The 19,588-nt window shown below is 41.3% G+C and carries 21 protein-coding genes; 1 reads left to right on the forward strand and 20 read right to left on the reverse strand.

What is annotated here, in order from left to right; genetic code table 11:
- Positions 1 to 36 precede the first annotated feature (36 nt).
- The 14 genes from FTV13_RS13625 to ureE form a co-directional block, all read right to left on the reverse strand.
- Positions 37 to 750 (reverse strand): outer membrane protein OmpK, encoded by a 714-nt coding sequence (locus tag FTV13_RS13625; RefSeq protein ID WP_180012320.1) that lies wholly within the window; start codon positions 748 to 750, stop codon positions 37 to 39.
- A gap of 121 nt (positions 751 to 871) precedes the next feature.
- On the reverse strand, positions 872 to 2,227 hold the full coding sequence (locus tag FTV13_RS13630; RefSeq protein ID WP_125278692.1) for a nucleobase:cation symporter-2 family protein: 1,356 nt from the start codon (positions 2,225 to 2,227) through the stop codon (positions 872 to 874).
- Positions 2,228 to 2,261: 34 nt separating this feature from the next.
- Entirely contained in the window at positions 2,262 to 2,582 is a 321-nt protein-coding gene (gene uraH / locus FTV13_RS13635) for a hydroxyisourate hydrolase (RefSeq protein ID WP_180012322.1), read from the reverse strand.
- Positions 2,579 to 3,082 (reverse strand): 2-oxo-4-hydroxy-4-carboxy-5-ureidoimidazoline decarboxylase, encoded by a 504-nt coding sequence (uraD, locus tag FTV13_RS13640; protein ID WP_180012324.1) that lies wholly within the window; start codon positions 3,080 to 3,082, stop codon positions 2,579 to 2,581. Before uraD ends, uraH begins: the two co-directional genes overlap by 4 nt.
- Positions 3,083 to 3,224: 142 nt before the next feature.
- Positions 3,225 to 4,190 carry an allantoinase PuuE gene (puuE, locus tag FTV13_RS13645; protein WP_180012326.1) on the reverse strand — a complete coding sequence of 322 codons (966 nt, stop codon included), beginning with the start codon at positions 4,188 to 4,190 and terminating at the stop codon, positions 3,225 to 3,227.
- Between the two features lie 85 nt (positions 4,191 to 4,275).
- On the reverse strand, positions 4,276 to 5,109 hold the full coding sequence (locus FTV13_RS13650; protein WP_180012328.1) for a DUF2971 domain-containing protein: 834 nt from the start codon (positions 5,107 to 5,109) through the stop codon (positions 4,276 to 4,278).
- Between the two features lie 186 nt (positions 5,110 to 5,295).
- Positions 5,296 to 6,996: an urease subunit alpha gene (ureC, locus tag FTV13_RS13655; RefSeq protein WP_180012330.1), complete on the reverse strand. Its 1,701-nt coding sequence runs from the start codon at positions 6,994 to 6,996 to the stop codon at positions 5,296 to 5,298.
- A gap of 33 nt (positions 6,997 to 7,029) precedes the next feature.
- Positions 7,030 to 7,341, reverse strand: a complete 312-nt coding sequence (locus tag FTV13_RS13660; protein ID WP_004785857.1) for an urease subunit beta — start codon at positions 7,339 to 7,341, stop codon at positions 7,030 to 7,032.
- A gap of 9 nt (positions 7,342 to 7,350) precedes the next feature.
- Entirely contained in the window at positions 7,351 to 7,653 is a 303-nt protein-coding gene (ureA, locus tag FTV13_RS13665) for an urease subunit gamma (RefSeq protein WP_004785859.1), read from the reverse strand.
- Positions 7,654 to 7,813: 160 nt separating this feature from the next.
- A complete protein-coding gene (locus FTV13_RS13670) occupies positions 7,814 to 8,689 on the reverse strand; it encodes an urease accessory protein UreD (RefSeq protein WP_180012331.1) in 876 nt (291 codons plus the stop codon).
- Positions 8,690 to 8,732: 43 nt separating this feature from the next.
- On the reverse strand, positions 8,733 to 9,299 hold the full coding sequence (locus FTV13_RS13675) for a HupE/UreJ family protein (RefSeq protein WP_180012334.1): 567 nt from the start codon (positions 9,297 to 9,299) through the stop codon (positions 8,733 to 8,735).
- A gap of 13 nt (positions 9,300 to 9,312) precedes the next feature.
- Positions 9,313 to 9,927 (reverse strand): urease accessory protein UreG, encoded by a 615-nt coding sequence (gene ureG, locus FTV13_RS13680; RefSeq protein ID WP_004785864.1) that lies wholly within the window; start codon positions 9,925 to 9,927, stop codon positions 9,313 to 9,315.
- 81 nt (positions 9,928 to 10,008) lie between these two features.
- Complete coding sequence (locus tag FTV13_RS13685; protein WP_180012336.1) at positions 10,009 to 10,674, reverse strand: urease accessory protein UreF; 666 nt, start codon at positions 10,672 to 10,674, stop codon at positions 10,009 to 10,011.
- Positions 10,661 to 11,143: an urease accessory protein UreE gene (gene ureE / locus FTV13_RS13690; RefSeq protein ID WP_180012338.1), complete on the reverse strand. Its 483-nt coding sequence runs from the start codon at positions 11,141 to 11,143 to the stop codon at positions 10,661 to 10,663. Before ureE ends, FTV13_RS13685 begins: the two co-directional genes overlap by 14 nt.
- Before the next feature lie 249 nt (positions 11,144 to 11,392).
- On the opposite strand from ureE, the gene FTV13_RS13695 reads away from it, so the two are divergent.
- Complete coding sequence (locus tag FTV13_RS13695) at positions 11,393 to 12,097, forward strand: phospholipase D family protein (protein ID WP_004785869.1); 705 nt, start codon at positions 11,393 to 11,395, stop codon at positions 12,095 to 12,097.
- A gap of 61 nt (positions 12,098 to 12,158) precedes the next feature.
- On the opposite strand, the gene urtE is transcribed toward FTV13_RS13695, so the two are convergent.
- The 6 genes from urtE to FTV13_RS13725 form a co-directional block, all read right to left on the reverse strand.
- Positions 12,159 to 12,857 carry an urea ABC transporter ATP-binding subunit UrtE gene (gene urtE / locus FTV13_RS13700; RefSeq protein WP_180012340.1) on the reverse strand — a complete coding sequence of 233 codons (699 nt, stop codon included), beginning with the start codon at positions 12,855 to 12,857 and terminating at the stop codon, positions 12,159 to 12,161.
- Positions 12,858 to 12,868: 11 nt separating this feature from the next.
- Positions 12,869 to 13,687, reverse strand: a complete 819-nt coding sequence (gene urtD, locus FTV13_RS13705) for an urea ABC transporter ATP-binding protein UrtD (protein ID WP_179992534.1) — start codon at positions 13,685 to 13,687, stop codon at positions 12,869 to 12,871.
- Positions 13,684 to 14,757 (reverse strand): urea ABC transporter permease subunit UrtC, encoded by a 1,074-nt coding sequence (urtC, locus tag FTV13_RS13710; protein WP_034705328.1) that lies wholly within the window; start codon positions 14,755 to 14,757, stop codon positions 13,684 to 13,686. Before urtC ends, urtD begins: the two co-directional genes overlap by 4 nt.
- Before the next feature lie 4 nt (positions 14,758 to 14,761).
- On the reverse strand, positions 14,762 to 16,399 hold the full coding sequence (urtB, locus tag FTV13_RS13715) for an urea ABC transporter permease subunit UrtB (protein WP_005235555.1): 1,638 nt from the start codon (positions 16,397 to 16,399) through the stop codon (positions 14,762 to 14,764).
- A 94-nt stretch (positions 16,400 to 16,493) separates the two neighbouring features.
- On the reverse strand, positions 16,494 to 17,780 hold the full coding sequence (gene urtA, locus FTV13_RS13720) for an urea ABC transporter substrate-binding protein (protein WP_159123013.1): 1,287 nt from the start codon (positions 17,778 to 17,780) through the stop codon (positions 16,494 to 16,496).
- 317 nt (positions 17,781 to 18,097) lie between these two features.
- Complete coding sequence (locus FTV13_RS13725; protein WP_180012343.1) at positions 18,098 to 18,865, reverse strand: alpha/beta fold hydrolase; 768 nt, start codon at positions 18,863 to 18,865, stop codon at positions 18,098 to 18,100.
- Positions 18,866 to 19,588: the final 723 nt, after the last annotated feature.

A 19,588-nucleotide genomic window follows, 5' to 3' on the forward strand; every position in this document is an offset into this window, starting at 1 on the left:
TATTGATAAGGGCTTTTTAATTTCTTATTTCTTATTTTAGAAATGATATTTCACTAAAGCACTCACGTTATTTTCATCTGCATCCGGAATACCGTATTTGTTATTCCAAACCGAATGCTCAATACCGAGATATAAATTGGTGTCAGGAGAAATATGCTTGCCGACATTCCATTTCCACTGAGTCGTCCAGTTCATCTCGCTCGCATGATCATCTTCAGCAGTTGACCAGTCCAGGAAGCCATCTACCAGGAATTCTTCTGTACCCAGTTTAAATGGCACACCATAGGTCAAGGTGAGCTGATAGTCGTCTTCCATATTTTCGTTATTTACACGATAAAGATTCACGCTGGCATAATTGAATTTTGGAATAGCCAGGTCGAAACCTACACCGTACAGGAAGTTATCAAAACCTTCACCACCTTCCCAAGTCGTTGCGACCAGCACATCTTTCACTGGACCGAATGCCAGCTTTTGACCTGAAACTTCACCCAGACTTAAACGTGGTGAAAATTCAAAATAGCTTGATTTAATATCATCGGAACCACGCATACGGTCAATGAAAAAGAAGACATCTGCATATTTAACTTTTGCAGCGTATTCAACAGTTAGGGTTGCCTGTTTTTTATCTACAACTTCATAGTTTTCCCCATAAAGCCCAGTAACGCTAAAATCCTGCCAGACTGGTTTTGCCTGTGCAGATGCTGCACCCCATGCAAGTAATGTTGCAGCAGCAACTTGAGTAAATTTCATAAATAAGGTTCCCCAATGGAATTAAAAATCTCATTCTGGATTAAGCAAGAACAAAGCCAACTTTTTTAATTTTTGATAAAAAAGCCCATGACTGGCATGGGCATATGGAGGAAATCATACTTTAATGCAGCGTTTCTGCAATCTTTTCCGGAACCTCTGTTTTCGACTTGAACATTTGCAGATGATTAAACAGAATGTTTAAAAGGATCGCCATTAAACAGGTTGAACTGATGCCAGAATGAAATAGGGTTTGAAACCATTTTGGAAAATTAGCATAGAAAGAATAGTCAATAATCGGGATCATGCCGGCTGCAATTGAAGTTGCAACAATAATCAAATTCTTTTGCTCGTTATAATCAATTTTTGCCAGAGTTCGGATGCCGCTTGCAGCCACTGTACCAAATAGCACCAATCCTGCACCACCAAGTACCGGAACCGGAATTGCGGCGATTAGTCGGCCCATAATTGGAAGTAATCCCAAAACCACTAAAATCATACCGCCAGCAGCGACCACAAAACGGCTTTTAATCCCGGTAATGGCTACCAGCCCGACGTTCTGTGCAAAAGCACTTTGCATGAATGAACCAAAAATCGGTGCAACTGCACTTGAGAACATATCTGCACGCAGACCATTGGAAATACGTTCTGAATCTACTTTGGTTCCAACAATTTCACCTACAGCAATAATATCAGCTGTTGTTTCAGTCATAATCACCAGCGTCACGATCAGCATGGAAATGATTGCACTGAGTTCAAAAGTTGGCATGCCGAAAGCAAAGAAACTCGGAAATTGTACCCATGCACCATTGCCGACTTTACTAAAATCGCCAAAACCAAACAGATAAGCCAGCATTGAACCCAATACGATCGCCAATAAAATAGACAGGCGACGAATCGAGGCATTTCTACTCAAGTTTAGACAGATCACAATGGCCAAGGTCATCACGGCCAAACTGATATTTTCTACACTTCCCCATTCAGGTGCATTTTTATTGCCCCCCATCATCCAGCGAACGGCTACGGGTAAAAGTGATAAACCGATAATCGTGATCACACAGCCGGTCACGACTGGCGGGAAAAAACGGATAATTCTAGAAAAATAAGGCGCAAGGAAGAAACCAATTAATGAAGCTATGATGACTGCACCATAAACAGCTGATAAGCCGCCACCTGTAGTTACAATCGCCACCATCGTCGCCACACCCGCAAAGGAAACCCCTTGTACCAGTGGCAATTTAGCCCCGATATATTTCACTCCAATGGTTTGTAAAATCGTAGCCAGACCGCCAACAAACAATGCAGCCGCAATCAATAAACCGATTTGTGTAGCTTCCAAACCTGCGGCAGTACCCACAATGAGTGGTGGTGCGATAATACCACCGTACATGGTCAATACATGTTGCAAGCCATAGGCTGCACTTTTGCCTGCGCCCAGATATTCATGTTCTGGTGAAATGTTGGTGCTTTGTTCTGTCATTCTTTTTCTCTCCCTGAAAGCTTGAATAAAAAAATCAGCTTCCGCGATATGTGGAGTACGCGAATGGGCTGATCAGTAAAGGAATATGAAAGTGCTGAGAGGCATCTTTCACCTGAAAATGAATGACTGCTTTAGGAAAGAAAGTTTCTAGACCTAAGCCTTCAAAATAATCAGAAGTAGCAAATTCAAGACTGTATTTACCTTCCTCAAATTCGGTTAAACCAAAATCTGTGACTCGACCATCTGCATTGGTAAATGCTTTTCCGAGTAATTCACCTTTTTCATCAAAGAGTTTGATTAAAACATGTGCTGCAGGTTTGCCGAGATGCGTATCTAAGATATGAGTGCTGATCATGCTTGCAGCTCCTGTGACAGTCTTAATAAAGCGATTTCCGCCAGTTGCGTATGAACAATACCTTTTTCAGTTTCCGGATCATTAACTAAACGGTCTTTCAAGGCATTCAGCACTTCTTGGCTATTTAAACCAGCCGCTTTAATCAGGAAGATATAGCCATATTTTTTTTCATAAGCAATATTGCCTTCTAGCAAAGCTTGCTGAGTTGCTTCGTCCTGAGTTATCGCAGCCTGTTCACGATTGGAAAAGTTTTTTTCAACTTCGCTTAATTCAGCCTGTGCCTTTTTTTCACCAATACGTGGATGATTATCCAAAGCTGCTTTGATTTCGTCCCAGGTCCAGGTTGCAGCCTGTTGTCTGGCTATATTCAATACATCTTCAACAGATGCATAAGGACGCTTTGCTTCAATCTGGGTCGACCAGCTCGGTATTTGCACACAGTGCTTTAAAAAGGTAATGGCCTCTTCTGGAGATGCCTGATTAAATTCAACGAGTTGCACTATTAAATCGCCTGATGATATTCATTTTTTGTTCAGTACAGGTTTTGCAATAACAGTGCCAAATCTTTTTGATCTTATATTTTTATATGATGTATAAAGCAAAAAAAGAGAACTCAAGGTTCTCTTTTTTAATATATTTTTCTCAGTTTGGTGCGTGATATTTATACCAATGTGCTGCAATATCACCCCGTCGGCAAATCCACACCTTTTCATGACCTTGCACATAATCGAGGAACTTTTGTAGGGCTTTGAAGCGTCCCGGCCGCCCTAAAATACGACAATGCATCCCAATCGATAACATTTTTGGTTCAGTTTCACCTTCAGCATAGAGCACATCAAAGGCATCTTTTAAATATTGATAGAATTGCTCCCCACTATTAAAGCCGCCCGGTGAACTAAATTTCATATCATTGCTTTCTAAAGTATAGGGGATGATCAAATGAGGGCGTGTTTCCCCTGCCTGATTGGTCAATGTGCTCCAAAATGGCAAGTCATCTCCGTAGTTGTCGCAGTCATATTGAATCTGAGGAAATTCAGCCAGTAATTGACGGGTATTTGGACTATCCCGACCGGTATACCAACCAATCGGTGCTTCGCCGAACAGGGTTTCCAGTACGCTAATCGCCTGATCCATATACTGGCGTTCAAGTTCAATCGGCATGTCCTGATAATGCACCCAGCGCTGACCATGTGACACTACATCATAATTGGCTTCTTTAATCGCTTCGACTATATAAGGATTGCGGATTAAAGCCATCCCAACCCCAAAAATAGTCATCGGCAGATTACGCTTTTTAAACTCATTGTGAATCCGCCAGAAACCTGCACGTGAGCCATATTCATACATAGAATCCATCGACATGTGTTTGTCTGGAAAGCTGGCTGCGCCAATAATGTCAGATAGAAACTGTTCTGAACCGGCATCACCATGTTCAATGTGGTTTTCACCACCTTCTTCATAATTCAGTACAAACTGAACTGCGACACGGGCCTGATTAGGCCATTCTACTTTTGGTACATCGCCATGATAGCCAATCAAATCACGTGAATAAGGCTGGTTTCGAATTTGACCTATGAGTTCTTGTCCGCGTAGATATGTGCTGGTCACGTTTAATCCCTGATGTGTTATATCAAACAGTAAAATTGAATAAGCGTGACAAGCAATTTATGCGCCAAAAAGGTTCATTAAATTTTCATGAAGTTTCATTAATAGTTCGATCTAATCTAGGATGATTAGGAACTGTAAGACCATAATTATTGAATATTCTTTCTACTCTAAAATAGGGAATTTTATTTTTACTACATATCTTTTTAAGTTTTTCCTCATCTTTGGATGAAATTTTAATTCCACCAATTACAGTACAAATTAAATCTGTATAAGGAATTTTTTGGATCGGTTCATTTGTATAAGGTCTTAAAATTCTAAACTCTTTTTCATAGCTCCATTCTTCAGATTTCGTTGTATAGATCTCTAATATTTTCCATTTAGGGTTTAAACGATCCTTTAATGTAATTAGTGGCATTTCATTAGAATATCTTATAGGAATAGGTAAAAAGTTCTTATATTTTTGACTAGATATAAGCATATCTCTTTTATGAAATTTAAATTCTGTTAAAAAACCTTTATGAAAATCTGCATAATGAGACCACATAAGAATATTAAGTGGGTTGTGGTTTAAGCAGCAGATTCCCATGCGACTATTAATATCTTGAAAATAACTAAGGTTATTTATATCTTTAGTTTCTATCTCTTTTAATTGTTTAGCTAACTTTTGTGCCTCCTCCATAGCTATATTTATACGGCAGTATTTCCAAAATATATTTTGTACTTCTTCCGCTGAGTGATGGTAACTATCATCCACAGCATACACACAGTCTAAAGGATCATTAAATTTTTCAGGCTTTGTAAAACTTATAGTCCCTTCTGTTAGAAGCTTTAATCGACTATCAGTAATAGGCTGATGTTTATATAAATATATGTAGTTTTCATCTTGATAAACGAATGGATATTCTAAAATATTGAGCAAATTAGCAAACTCTATCTAATCTATTGAATTAGTAATCTATATACTTTTTAAACATACTCATCAAGATCAAAAATAAGAAAATACCCCTCATCCTAACCTTCTCCCAAAGGGAGAAGGAACTTTCCAAGAATTTATTTAAATAGTGGAAATTCCCTCTCCTTTAAGGAGAGGGTCAGGGAGAGGTAATTAAAACAAGAAATACCTTTGCGCCATCGGCAACACTTCCGCTGGCTCACAAGTCAAATGCACACCATCAGCACGAACTTCATAAGTTTCTGGATGCACTTCCATCACAGGACAGTAATTATTATGTTTCATATCCTGTTTAGTTACCTGGCGTGTCGCCTTACATGGTGAAATCAACTTTTTCAGACCTAATTTTTCATGTACGCCATTCTCAATTGCGACTTGCGACAAGAACGTAATACAGGTGTTATGCACTCCACGCGGATAAGCCCCAAACATTGGACGATAATGCACAGGCTGTGGCGTTGGAATAGAAGCATTAATATCACCCATCGGCGCTGCTGCAATCATCCCACCTTTGATAATCATGGATGGTTTCACCCCAAAGAATGCAGGTTTCCACAATACCAGATCAGCTAACTTACCTTCTTCAACAGAGCCAATTTCATGGCTTAAACCGTGAGTAATTGCAGGATTAATCGTATATTTGGCGATATAACGTTTAACCCGATTATTGTCCCTATAGGCTGTATCACCTTCCAAAGGCCCACGTTGCACTTTCATTTTATGCGCCGTTTGCCAAGTCCGTAAAATTACTTCACCCACACGACCCATCGCCTGAGAGTCTGATGACATCATGGCAATCGCACCCATATCCTGCAATATATCTTCTGCAGCAATGGTTTCGCGTCGGATACGGCTTTCTGCAAAGGCCACATCTTCTGCAATCGCTGGATCTAAATGGTGACAGACCATCAACATGTCTAAATGTTCATCGATGGTATTGACGGTATATGGACGAGTTGGATTAGTTGAAGATGGCAATACATTCGGTTGACCAATGGCTTTTAGAATGTCCGGTGCATGTCCGCCACCTGCACCTTCAGTATGATAAGTATGAATGGTTCGATTTTTAAAAGCTGCTAAAGTTTCTTCTAGAAAGCCACTTTCGTTTAGTGTGTCAGTGTGAATCGCGACCTGCACATCGTACTGGTCGGCCACAGTCAGACAGTTATCAATCGCTGCTGGTGTCGAGCCCCAATCTTCATGCAATTTTAAACCCACTACACCAGCTTTAATTTGTTCTGCAATTGGCTCTGGCTGGCTCAAGTTACCTTTACCCAATAAACCAATATTCATTGGTAAATCATCAATCGCTTGTAGCATTGTGGCAATATGCCAAGGCCCTGGAGTCACGGTTGTCGCAGAAGTTCCAGCTGCCGGACCTGTACCGCCGCCGACCATCGTGGTTGTGCCAGACATCAGTGCCGTTTCAACTTGCTGCGGACAGATCCAGTGAATATGGGTATCAATTCCGCCAGCTGTTAATATTTGTCCTTCGCCAGCAATGACTTCTGTAGCCGCGCCAAGTGGAATAGTAATATTTGGCTGAATATCCGGATTACCGGCTTTACCGATTTTCCAGATTCGACCATTTTTTAAGCCTATATCTGCTTTAACAATGCCCCACCAGTCGACAATCAGCGCATTTGTAATGACAGTGTCAGCCACTTCAGATGACAAAAGTTGTGATTGACCCATACCATCACGAATGACCTTGCCGCCACCAAATTTAACTTCTTCACCATAAGTGGTGAAATCCTGTTCGACTTCAATGAATAATTCAGTATCAGCTAGACGAACACGATCTCCTACAGTCGGTCCAAACATTTCGGCATAAGCACGACGTGACATTTTCATGATTTATAAACCTTTATAATTCTGCTGCAATTTTTATGAATCGAGCTTGCCCATGATTCGCCCGGCGAAACCGTAAACCTCACGTTTACCTGCTAGTGCAACCAATTCCACATCACGTTTTTGCCCTGGCTCAAAACGAATCGCCGTACCAGCAGCAATATTTAAGCGAAAGCCTTTGGCCAGCTCACGATCAAATTGCAAGGCATCATTGGCTTCAGCAAAGTGAAAGTGTGATCCGACCTGAATCGGTCGATCACCAATATTAGCAACAGTCACTTTCAAGATTTCCCGACCGACATTCATTTCAATATCGCTCTCAGGTGTAAAAATTTCCCCTGGAATCATATGCTGCTCCTATACGATCGGTTGATGGACAGTGACCAGTTTTGATCCATCTGGAAAGGTTGCCTCGACCTGCACTTCTGCAATCATTTCCGGAATGCCTTCCATGACATCATCACGTGTCAGTAAAGTCGTACCGTAATGCATCAACTCACTGACCGTCATGCCATCACGCGCACCTTCAAGCAATGCCGCAGAAATATAGGCAATGGCTTCTGGATAATTCAGTTTTAAACCACGAGCTTTACGACGCTCTGCCACCAGACCCGCAGTAAAAATCAGCAGTTTATCTTTTTCTGTAGGATTGAGTTCCATAACTGGTTCCTCATTGATATATATGTATTTCTAAGCAAAATATGTGCAAGATTCGATATTTGGTGTTCTCTCCCTTTGGGAGGGAGTTAGAGGGAGGGTTTTAATAAATGTTTAATCACCTCTCCCTAACCCTCTCCTATAAGGAGAGGGAATTAAAGGATTACGTCCGCCAAATCCTCGGAAATGCCTCATCCAGACCGAACCAGTAACGTCTTAATCGAGCGCGAATTGCAGCAAAACCATCATGGCATTGACGGACATCATCTCCCAGAAAACGTGCACTAATTACATCGCTAAGCAAAGTCAAGGTAATCGGTACATCCATCCGCATAATAAGCTCACGAATTAAATCGAGATGCTGTTCCAGATAAAAACTCGCGCGATATTTTTCAGGCGGTACAGCCCAGAAGCTACCCATCACCGCATGTCCATTCATACCTAGACATGAACTGAGCCAGCGGTCATTGCCCTTAAAATTCAAGGTGTCTGCAACCAGCAATATGTCTTTGCGCCAAAGCTGAAACCGGTTTTGATAAGCTCCCTGTGCAAACTGCTCATCTCGTGCCTGACGGCCGATCACCAGCATATCCCAACCAATAAAACTGGCTGCTGCATCTAAGTGGACGATTGTTTCGGAACTGGCATTAGCGCCATCAAATAGCATGGTTTCTTGAGGCAGCCATTCAAAAATCGCATTGTCATTTAAACGGATATGAATGTGCTGAAAGGCCTGCTTGCCATTGGTTCTGTACCACTTACCCGCACCTGGTGTGGTCACCAAGGCATGAGCATTAGCATCTACCTGCATATCAAAAGTGAGATGATCCCCACCGGCAATCCCTGCTGGCGGATGCACGATAATGGCATGACAGATTCCGTTAGATTCAGGCCATAACATTTTCTGGATGCGTACCGGTCCATGATGCTTGCGGTGCTGCAAAATGGTTCGCGTAGTCTGTTGCTGCGCCTGAAATCCCATTTCCAGACGTGCATACCATAAGTTCTGCTGCGTGCTTTTTTCTGCCAGTTCGTGCATCAACAAATCAACTCAATTTCATCTGCGAATAATTAACGAAGCATTAAGCCAAGCCAATGACAGCAACAACTGCAGCTAAACCACCAACGATCTGCTTGCCATAAGGCACATATTTTTTCACGAATGCACCCAGAGCCAAGCCTGCACCATAAATCAAAGCCATTGCTGAAACCATGCCAACAATTAATAGCGATACATGACCACCTTGACCCAATTCACTTCCATGCGCTACGCCGTGGAAGCTGGCCAATAAGATTGCAGCGACAGGCAAAACCTTATTCGATTTAGTCCACAGCGCAACAGCTAAAATGACCAGTGAAGCGATGATGCCTGACTCAGCCATTGAAGTTGAAAGCAGACCTTCGCTACCGAGCACAAAGCCTGCAACCATCGCTACTGCAAGACCGATGAGACCCGTGATTTTCCAGCGCTGATTTGTAGTCCACATCAATACACCAAAAGCAATTGCCATCATCAGGTGATCTAAACCGGTAAAAGGATGGACAAAGCCAGACCAGAATCCATTGTGATGGTCATGTCCCGCGTGAGCCATTGCCAACATAGGTAAAGCAGCAATACCTGCGACCAGTAACTGTTTGAATAGACGCATGATGAATTTCCCCTTAAGACTTAAATAAACCTTGTTTTTCGATAAAGCTGATAATCTCGTTCAAGCCATCTTGTGTTTTCATATTAGAAAATAAAAATGGTTTATCGCCACGCATCCGCTTCGCGTCCTGATCCATCACCTCCAGGCTGGCACCGACCATTGGCGCCAAATCTGTTTTATTGATAATCAGCAAATCCGACTTGGTAATTCCAGGACCACCTTTACGTGGAATCTTCTCGCCACCGGCAACATCGATCACATAGAGAGTTAGATCGGACAATTCGGGACTAAAGGTTGCCGCAAGGTTATCGCCACCACTTTCAATAATGATCAGCTCTAGTCCATCAAACTTTTCACACAAATCATCAATCGCAGCCAGGTTAATGGACGCATCTTCACGAATCGCAGTATGTGGACAACCACCTGTTTCTACACCGACAATGCGGTCTGGCGACATCGCTTCATGACGGGTTAAAAAGTTCGAGTCTTCTTTAGTGTAGATGTCATTGGTCACCACTGCCATATTGTATTTTTCACGCAGTGCAAGACATAAATTCAGGGTTAAAGCGGTTTTACCTGATCCAACCGGACCACCAATTCCAACGCGTAATGGACTACGTTCTGACATGTTGATTTCCTTTATTACATTTTCTATGCACCAGTTTTAATGATGCTTTTCAATTTTTTTACTGCTAATCTAATCTGAAAATTAAGACCGAAATAAGCGTGAATACTGGGTTTCGTGCGACATGCTTAACATGGCATATTGCGGTAATGCGCTGCTGATTTCATGATCGTCCAAAGCTAATGCAACCTGTACAGCTTCAGGAATTTCCTGATGTAATTGCCAGATAATCCGCTGCCCGCTCATTTGCCCGAGTGGAATGGTTTTTACTGCTGCCAGCACCTGATTTTCCAAAACTGTAAAGCTATAAGCAGTTAAGACATCGGCAAGATCTAAGCCTAGCTCACCACATAAATGTGCATACACCGGCACAAACCCTAATTGCTTTTTTACGCTCGGCGGCTGCTTTAACACATCTCTAATCCATGCATTCAAGGAAAATGCCAACTGCTGTGATTCAGCCAGTAATTCTTTGGATTCTCGGCTCGCGCGGTATAGCTCTGCCCAATACTGAAACTGTTCAGGATCATTAAAAGACTCCACCAGACGCTTGAGTACGGGAAGCTCAAAACGCACCAGCAGCATTTCCAATACTTCTTGGAAATAGCTCACACAAGAGGCTTCATCATGCACCATGCCTTTTTCAATCGCGCTTTCCACCCCTTGTGAATAACAGTACGCTCCAATCGGCAACGCCGTTGAAGATAGAGTCAGCAAGCTGAGCAGCTGAGACGCATTAGTGATGGACATGATGTAACGCCTTGATTGGGCTTAAACGGTGGTCATGCTGATGCTGTGCATAAGCCCCACTTTCAGGTTCAAATGGGTGCATGACTTCATTAACTTCAAGACCTAAACCTTGCACCATTTCAGCCAGTACATGATCTGGTTCAAAGTACAATGCAGTAGGTGTGAGCATTAGAGGAACATGACGATTCCCCAGATGATAGGCTGCTTTCAATAAGTCAAAGCTATTGTCCGTAGTCACCTGAATCAATTTTTCAGGCTTCGCATCGACCCGAAGAATGTCACCCTGTTCAGTTGCTATAAAAGAACCACTACGCAAGATTCCAGTACGTGGTAAATCTGCACCAATATCGACACCATTTTTTAAAGTTGCACGAAAACGGCTCTTTTGTCGTGTATCGAATGTGAGTTCAAGAGACTCAAAATCACTTTCTGGTGCAATGTTTTCCAAACGTTGCGTATAAATTTTCATAACTACCCTACTGATGCTGATAAATCCTGTATTTGTTCCAAATTGAAACCAAATAATTTTTAGCATTTAAAATTTGCATCAAAATAAAGCAGTTATCGTGCCAACTTGGTTTGTTAAAAGATCTAAAATTGAATGAAAGATAAAATCTCAATTTTTTTTGTTGAGCTAATCCGTAAGTTAAATTATTTTCTTGATTCAAAAATTTAAGCTAATATCTCTACAATTATTAAATAAGAATATGAGAGATAAATGGCAAAATTCTTAAATACAAGCGGCACAAATTTCTTTTTAGAAGAACTCATTAAAAATGCCAAAGAACGTCTAATTTTAATTAGCCCATATTTGCGTCTCAATGATCGTATTAAAGAGCTATTGGAAGACAAAGATCGGCTAAAAATTGATATCCGTATTGTTTACGGTAAAAGTGATCTGCATCCTGATGAAATTAAATGGATGCAAAAACTGGATTATGTGCGTCTAAGTTTTTGTAAAAATCTACATGCAAAATGCTATTTGAATGAATCAGAGTGCATCATTTCAAGCTTGAATCTCTATGAATTTAGCCAAGTGAATAACAATGAAATGGGGATTCTAATCCGCAAGTACGAAGATAATGATGTATTTAAAGAAGCTTATGAAGAAGCACAACGGATTATTCGAATTAGTGATGAAGTCCGTATTACTTTAGATGAGGTAAAAGCAGAGACCATCCCAACTGAAGAGAATAAATCAGAAGAAAATACAGCGTTCACGAAGCTGACCACAGCGAAGCTTGCAGCAAAACTAGGCTTAAAAACAGCAGACACTTTTGAGAAATTGATTGCCAAAGGTTATCTAACACTCAATGAAAATGGAAAGCATTTTTTAACAGATGAAGGTAAATCTGCAGGTGGAGAATTCCGAACTGGACAATATGGCATGTATTTTTTATGGAGTGAGAATACAGAGATTTAATTATATTTATAAATCCCTCCAAACCTCCCTTTGTAAAAGGGAGGCTTTAAAAGCAGTATGACTAAATTGCCACCAGATCCCGAATCCCTTTTTCTGGCATTTCACTTCCAATACCTTGAGCAATCACTTGCCCACGTGCCATGACGGTATAACCATCTGCCAGTTCTTCAGCAAAGTCATAGAACTGTTCTACCAGAACAATTGCCATTTCACCGCCATCAGCCAACTTACGAATTACCCGACCAATATCTTTAATGATAGATGGCTGAATCCCCTCAGTCGGTTCATCCAAAATGAGCACACGCGGTTCAGATGCCAATGCGCGAGCAATCGCCAGTTGTTGTTGCTGGCCACCGGATAAGTCACCGCCGCGTCGATACTTCATTTCTTCTAATACCGGAAAAATCTCATAAAGATGTTCCGGAACTTTACGGGTTTTGGCTCCTTTAAATTTCGCCATGCCAATCAAAATATTTTCTTCTACTGTTAGGGTTGAAAAGATATCTCGTCCTTGTGGCACATAAGCCAAACCTGCCCGTACCCGCTGTTCAGGACTCAGTTTGGCAATATCTTTGCCATCTAAAAGGATCTGACCTGATTTGATGGGCAAAATTCCCATCAGACATTTCAGTAATGTCGTTTTACCAACACCGTTACGACCCAAAACCACTGAGCACTCACCGACAGGCGCATTGAAAGACACATCACGTAAAATGTGACTACCGCCATAAAACTGATTTACATCTTTAACATCTAGCATCAGTCAGCCCCTTAACGTCCAAGATATTTTTCAATGACCTCTTCATTGGCCTGTACTTCTGCCAATGTGCCTTCGGCTAAAATCGCCCCTTGTGCCAGCACCGTGACTTTTTCACTAATAGTATCGATGAAGCTCATATCGTGTTCGACCACCACCAGCGTATGATTTTTTTTCAGCTCCAGACAAAGTTCAGCAGTCCGTTCGGTTTCGGCATCGGTCATCCCTGCCACTGGCTCATCCAGTAAAATGAGTTTTGGACGTTGCATCAGCAGCATACCAATTTCCAGCCATTGCTTCTGACCGTGCGATAAAAGCCCTGCAGGTTTGTGAATAAATTCCTGCAAGCGGATTTGCTGTAACGATTCATCCAAGGCATTTTGTGCATCCGGATCGAGCTTGCTGAAAAAGCTTTTTTTAACACGTTTATCTTTAGGTGCAGCCAAGAGCAGATTTTCCATCACGGTGAAATTTTCAAACACCGTTGGTTTCTGGAATTTACGCCCGATGCCAGCTTCTGCAATTTCTTCAGTACTCATTTTCGCCAGATTATAGGTTTGGCCAAAAAATGCAGAACCTTCAGTAGGACGGGTTTTCCCGGTAATGACATCCATCAACGTGGTTTTACCCGCGCCGTTTGGCCCAATGATGCAGCGCAATTCACCTTCTTCGATATACAGCGATAAATCATTTAAGGCACGGAAAGCATCAAACCAGACACTGACTTTTTCCAGATAAAGTGCGATCCCATGGCTAAAATCTGGCCCTTGCTCTTTTGGTCGGCCATAGCCTTCAGAAGCATGGCCGCCATGAGGTTGTAAAATTTCACTCATTCGCTACGCTCCTTTTTAAAACGGTCAAATAATCCAATCACGCCTTTAGGCAGGAAGATGGTGACCACAATAAATAATGCCCCCAGAATTAATAACCAGGCTTCTGGATAAGCGACAGTAAAGTAAGTTTTAACTGCATTAATTAAGCCTGCACCCAGGATCGGACCGATCAAGGTACCGCGACCGCCAGCCGCTACCCAGACTGCCATTTCAATCGAGTTCACCGGATTCATTTCGCTCGGATTAATAATCCCGGCTTGTGGTACATACAGTGCACCAGCGATACCTGCAATCACAGCAGATAATACCCAGGCTGAAAGCTTGTACCATAAGGTGCGGTAACCAAGATATTGCAGACGATTTTCACTATCACGAATCGCGCCAAGCACACGACCATAAGGTTTATTCATTAAATGGCGTAGACCAACAAAGCACAGCAATAACACCAGAGCCGTGATAAAACATAGGCTGGCACGCATTGGTGCTGATGTGATGTCCATGCCTAAAATGGTTTTGAAACCGGTAAAACCGTTATTCCCGCCAAAGCCTGTTTCATTGCGGAAGAATAAAAGTGCTGCCGCAAAAGTCATCGCCTGAGTAATAATCGAGAAGTAAACGCCTTTGATTTTTGAGCGGAAAGCAAAGAAGCCGAAAATAAAGGCAATTAGTCCTGGTACCAAGACCACAAGTATCATGGCCCACCAGAAATGATTAGTCCCCACCCAAAACCAGGGTAATTCAGTCCAGCTCAGAAAACGCATAAAGTCAGGCAAGCCATCACCTGCTGATTGACGCATCAGGTACATCCCGAATGCATAACCACCCAAGGCAAAGTACAGGCCATGACCTAAACTTAAAATACCGGCATAGCCCCAGACCAGATCAAGTGCTAAAGCCACCAACGCCAGGCACATGATCTTTCCGATCAAAGTTACCCAGTAAGCAGACAGATGCAGGCTCGAATCTGCTGGCAATAAATGCAGCCATGGCAATGCCAATAAAATAACAAAACAGATCGCAATTGCGAGTGCGCTATAAGGTTTATCTGAAAGTAATGATGTGATTTTCATAGGCTTACTCCACAAAGCGTCCTTTAATGGCAAACAAACCTTGTGGGCGTTTCTGAATAAACAAAATCACAAGAACCAAGAGAATAATTTTCGCCAATACTGCACCCATACCAATTTCCAGTACGGTTCCACTGACACCTAGTCCCAAAGCGGCAAGAACTGCACCCCATACTTGACCAACACCACCGACAACAACCACAAGGAAAGCATCGATAATGTAGTTCTGGCCCAAATCTGGTCCAACATTACCCACTTGCGCCAAGGCACAGCCGGCAAGACCGGCAAGACCTGAACCCAGACCAAATGCCATCATGTCAATCCGGCTGGATCGGATACCGACAGCACGAGCCATTTGACGGTTTTGCGTTACGGCACGGACAAATAAACCAAAACGGGTTTTATTCAGTAGATAAACAAGTAGCAGCAAGACAGCTACAGTAAAGACAATAATTGCAATACGGTTATAAGGCAGCATCAGGCTTGGAGTAATCGAGATCCCGCCTGAAAGCCATGAAATGTTAGAAACTTCGACATTTTGTGCCCCAAAGATCATCCGCACCACTTGCATCAGGATCAGGCTCACCCCAAAGGTTGCCAATAAGGTTTCCAGTTGACGGCCATATAAAGGACGAATCACGGTACGTTCGATCAGCATGCCAATCGCTGCACTGACAATAAATGCCGCAGGAATCGCTGCGATCAGATACCAATCTACCAAACCACTAAAATGCGATTTAAAGAAACTTTGCACTACATAAGTGGTATACGCCCCGATCATGATCAGCTCGCCATGCGCCATATTAATGACACCAAGCAAGCCATATGTAATGGCTAATCCTAAAGCCGCAAGCAATAAAATACTGGCAGTACTTAAACCGGAAAATACATGTCCAGCCCATTCACTGGCCTGAATTCGGGTTTTGATACTACTTCTGGCATCGACCAGCGCTGCTTTTAAATCAGGATGCAGATTTGGCTGAGCCAGTTCATTTTGAACCAGTGCAAGAACGTCTGGTCTGTTGGAATCTTTTAAAACTTTTGCCGCTTCTATTTTGGTCAGGACATTTTCAGATTGATAATCCAGACGTGCTTTTAACTGGGCAAAACGTGATTTAACCGTATTGTTTTTTTCATTTAAATACATCTGATTGATGGCTTTAGCATCAAGTTCGGACAAGTTATTTTCCAGAATATCAATCGCCTCAAGTCGCTGAGAGGCTTCTTCTGAATTTAATTTCTTTTTTGCTAAACCAAAGGTCAGTGCTTTATTTAAGGTATTTACCAGCGTAATTTGCGATAAATCAGATGGCCAGGTTTCCACGGTTTTTCCGTCAGGATAGCTAACCAGTTTGTCTTCTGCTTCCAGAATATAAGTATTGCCTGAACTGTCAGTATAAAGCTGATCTTTTTCAACAAACTCTGCCAGCTGATCAAGTTGTTCAACACTGGCAGGCCACTGGTTTAATAAAGCACGACGAGTGGCAAAGTCCCCACGAACAAACTGCTGAATAGCATCAAGTGACTGTTGAGATGATTGCGATACGGTTGTTTCGCTAGATTGAGTTTCCGCATGCACCATATTGAGACACAAACACTGACTCAAAATTAAAAAAATGGCCGCGAGATTTAGGCGAGTGGACATGAGTGCCCTCCCTATTTATATATTTAACGCTGTCCCGTCCGGGAGATGAAAAACCAGAAAGGCCTACTGCCGGAGCAGCAGGCTTTGGAGGAAATTATTTAGGAATGTATGGGCTCCATGGCTCAGCAGCGATGGTTTTCGGAGTCTTATAAACCACGTCAAACTGACCATCACCACGGATCTGACCAATCATCACTGGTTTATGTAAATGATGGTTGTTAGCATCCATTTGTAACTGATAGCCAGATGGTGCATCAAAGGTCTGACCTGCCATCGCTTCACGAACTTTATCCACCTCAGTAGAACCGGCTTTTTCTACCGCCTGTTTCCACATATTGATACCCACATAAGTCGCTTCCATCGGGTCATTGGTCACAAACTTGTCTGCATTAGGCAATTTGTATTCCACGGCATACTGTTTCATCTTGCCGCTGAATTCAGTATTTTTCGGATTTTTCACGGACATGAAGTAGTTCCATGCCGCTAAATGGCCGACCAATGGCTTGGTATCAATACCACGAAGCTCTTCTTCACCTACAGAGAATGCCATAACTGGAATATCAGAAGCTTTAATGCCCTGGTTACCCAATTCACGATAGAACGGTACGTTTGAATCGCCGTTGATGGTTGAGATCACCGCAGTCTTTTTGCCTGCAGCAAATTTTTTCACATTGCCGACAATGGTTTGATAATTACTATGACCAAATGGTGTGTACTCTTCCATGATGTCAGCATCAGCAACGCCTTTAGATTTCAGGAAAGCACGAAGAATTTTGTTGGTGGTACGCGGATAAACATAGTCTGTACCTAGTAATACAAAGCGTTCTGCTTTACCGCCTTCTTCACTCATCAGATATTCAACAGCAGGAATCGCTTGCTGGTTAGGTGCAGCACCGGTATAGAAAATATTTTTAGACTGTTCCTGACCTTCGTATTGGACTGGATAGAACAATAAGCCGTTTAACTCTTCAACCACTGGCAATACCGATTTACGTGATACCGAAGTCCAGCAACCAAAGATGACCGCAACTTTATCCTGAGTGATGAGCTGACGTGCTTTTTCAGCAAATAGTGGCCAGTCAGATGCTGGATCAACGATAACCGGTTCAAGCTTTTTACCTAAGACCCCCCCATTGGCATTGATTTCATTAATCGCCATCAATGCTGTGTCTTTTAATGAAGTTTCAGAAATGGCCATCGTGCCAGATAAAGAATGTAAAATACCAACCTTAATCGTTTCCCCACTAGTTGCAGCTGCTTTCGGCTCAGAGGTAGCGGCCGTTTTATCTTCAGGCGACTTTGAACAACCTGTTAAAGTCAGTATTCCCAACATTGCAGCAACAATTAAATTTTTAGAAAACTTTTTTTGTTCGACTTTCATGTACTTCTCTCCAACCTTAGTTAGGCTTTTTTAGAAAATTTGAGAGAAGCTATTCAAATACTGTGCCACTTTTAATTTATAATTTTAACCCACTGAATTTCATTATGATTATCTATTTAAAATAAAAATAGAGATTAATTTTTGCACCAATAAATACATGTTGCCCTAAAATAGAAAATAAATTCTGAGGCGAAAAATCAATTAATTATCCTAAAAACACATCAAAATAGCGCAGCCTTTTAAATCAAAATATTAAAATGCTTACTAATGATGCATAAATAAAATGAGCAGAAAATACATCTGCTCATCAATATAATTTATTTTTCATCAATAAAATTTTGCATATGCTGCAAAACTTCCGCCGTCTTTTCACCATGTAGCCAGTGCCCTGCACTTTCAATCACTTCAACCTGTGCATGAGCAAACTGCTGATTGATGGCTTCAAAATGTTCAGGTGTAGAGATATACGATGAATTTCCACCTCTTAAGAATAATGCTGGAAGTTCATTTTTTTCTATCTTATTCCAAGCAGTAATATCTTCATAATGATCAAACAGTGCTTGCACATTAAACAACCACTGCTCTTTATTAAATGATTTTAAAAGAAACTGGATGACTATTTCCTCTTGAATATATTCACGCATAATTTTTGCTGCTTCATTTCGTGAAGCGACTTGCGCCTGTTGGACTGCAAACAAGGCTTTAAATATTTCAGAATGATGATTTTCTTGATATTGAATTGGCGTGATATCTAATACAACCAGTTTTTCAATCAGATCAGACGCCAGGTCTGCCAGCTTCATGGCAATTTTTCCGCCCATTGAATGCCCGACTGCAATAAATTTTTTAATATTTAAACTGGTTAAAGTTTCTAAAATATCTTCGGCCATGATTTGATAATTCACTTCATCAGAATGGCCAGATAAACCATGATTTCTGACATCAATTTGAATCGTAGTTGCCTGCTCTGAAAAATGTCGGGCTAACATACCTAAATTACTTAAACTACCAAATAAACCGTGAATAAATACCATTGGGGCTAAAGTTGATGTTTCATGGGTTTGTATTTGATAATTCAGGATCATTTGAGAATTCCGTGATTTCCTATGTTAGGTGTTAATAGTGGAGTTATATTGGAAGTTAATCAATTGCCAATGACATAATTTAAAATTTTGCTTAGGCTATTTTTATGGAAATAAAATATGCTTAGGCTAAATTGCAATATCTGCTCATAATTGAGTGTCACACTAGATCATTAATAAAAAAAATATTTTAAAATTTTTAGGAAATATACGAGTTTTAGAGGTTTATTTGGTATTAAGTTTTAATTATGGGATATGGATTTTGCGAGAATAAATATAAAGTAGAAAATTGCTTAGGCTATTTTAGCGTCCAATGATTTTACCGCCCTTCGTTTGAGTAAAAAAGAAACACATAAATATTTAATATTTCTTAATAAATCTCAAAAGTAGCTGATATATACCCGGTAAAATTTGTATATAAATATATTTTTATAAAGTTTGTTTAATGAGTAATTTAAAAAGCACTGAAATCCTTATGCTACGTATCAGAGTATTTATGCATTTTATAAGCAAGCTGAGAGTCGAAAAAACGAGCTAATTTTTTGGCCCTACCCTTTTGATTCATATACCTTCATTCAGGCCAACATCCCTAAATAAGAGTAAGCGTCCGCTGAACACACCTTATGAATTCATCCTATAAGCCTTAATTTAGTCCCCACTTAAAAACAAGTGGGGACTAAAATTTATGACTACAAATCACCAGACATCCATCGCATCTCTTGCGAA

Source organism: Acinetobacter sp. YH12235 (assembly GCF_013417705.1).
Classification (GTDB): Bacteria; Pseudomonadota; Gammaproteobacteria; order Pseudomonadales; family Moraxellaceae; genus Acinetobacter.

What these genes read in the sequence shown, in the direction of transcription:
- FTV13_RS13625 (WP_180012320.1), bottom strand. Translation starts at nt 750, where the DNA reads ATGAAATTTACTCAAGTTGCTGCTGCAACATTACTTGCATGGGGTGCA.
- FTV13_RS13630 (WP_125278692.1), bottom strand. Translation starts at nt 2,227, where the DNA reads ATGACAGAACAAAGCACCAACATTTCACCAGAACATGAATATCTGGGC.
- uraH (WP_180012322.1), bottom strand. Translation starts at nt 2,582, where the DNA reads ATGATCAGCACTCATATCTTAGATACGCATCTCGGCAAACCTGCAGCA.
- ureC (WP_180012330.1), bottom strand. Translation starts at nt 6,996, where the DNA reads ATGAAAATGTCACGTCGTGCTTATGCCGAAATGTTTGGACCGACTGTA.
- FTV13_RS13660 (WP_004785857.1), bottom strand. Translation starts at nt 7,341, where the DNA reads ATGATTCCAGGGGAAATTTTTACACCTGAGAGCGATATTGAAATGAAT.
- ureA (WP_004785859.1), bottom strand. Translation starts at nt 7,653, where the DNA reads ATGGAACTCAATCCTACAGAAAAAGATAAACTGCTGATTTTTACTGCG.
- FTV13_RS13670 (WP_180012331.1), bottom strand. Translation starts at nt 8,689, where the DNA reads ATGCACGAACTGGCAGAAAAAAGCACGCAGCAGAACTTATGGTATGCA.
- FTV13_RS13675 (WP_180012334.1), bottom strand. Translation starts at nt 9,299, where the DNA reads ATGCGTCTATTCAAACAGTTACTGGTCGCAGGTATTGCTGCTTTACCT.
- ureG (WP_004785864.1), bottom strand. Translation starts at nt 9,927, where the DNA reads ATGTCAGAACGTAGTCCATTACGCGTTGGAATTGGTGGTCCGGTTGGA.
- FTV13_RS13685 (WP_180012336.1), bottom strand. Translation starts at nt 10,674, where the DNA reads ATGTCCATCACTAATGCGTCTCAGCTGCTCAGCTTGCTGACTCTATCT.
- ureE (WP_180012338.1), bottom strand. Translation starts at nt 11,143, where the DNA reads ATGAAAATTTATACGCAACGTTTGGAAAACATTGCACCAGAAAGTGAT.
- FTV13_RS13695 (WP_004785869.1), top strand. Translation starts at nt 11,393, where the DNA reads ATGGCAAAATTCTTAAATACAAGCGGCACAAATTTCTTTTTAGAAGAA.
- urtE (WP_180012340.1), bottom strand. Translation starts at nt 12,857, where the DNA reads ATGCTAGATGTTAAAGATGTAAATCAGTTTTATGGCGGTAGTCACATT.
- urtD (WP_179992534.1), bottom strand. Translation starts at nt 13,687, where the DNA reads ATGAGTGAAATTTTACAACCTCATGGCGGCCATGCTTCTGAAGGCTAT.
- urtC (WP_034705328.1), bottom strand. Translation starts at nt 14,757, where the DNA reads ATGAAAATCACATCATTACTTTCAGATAAACCTTATAGCGCACTCGCA.
- urtB (WP_005235555.1), bottom strand. Translation starts at nt 16,399, where the DNA reads ATGTCCACTCGCCTAAATCTCGCGGCCATTTTTTTAATTTTGAGTCAG.
- urtA (WP_159123013.1), bottom strand. Translation starts at nt 17,780, where the DNA reads ATGAAAGTCGAACAAAAAAAGTTTTCTAAAAATTTAATTGTTGCTGCA.
- FTV13_RS13725 (WP_180012343.1), bottom strand. Translation starts at nt 18,865, where the DNA reads ATGATCCTGAATTATCAAATACAAACCCATGAAACATCAACTTTAGCC.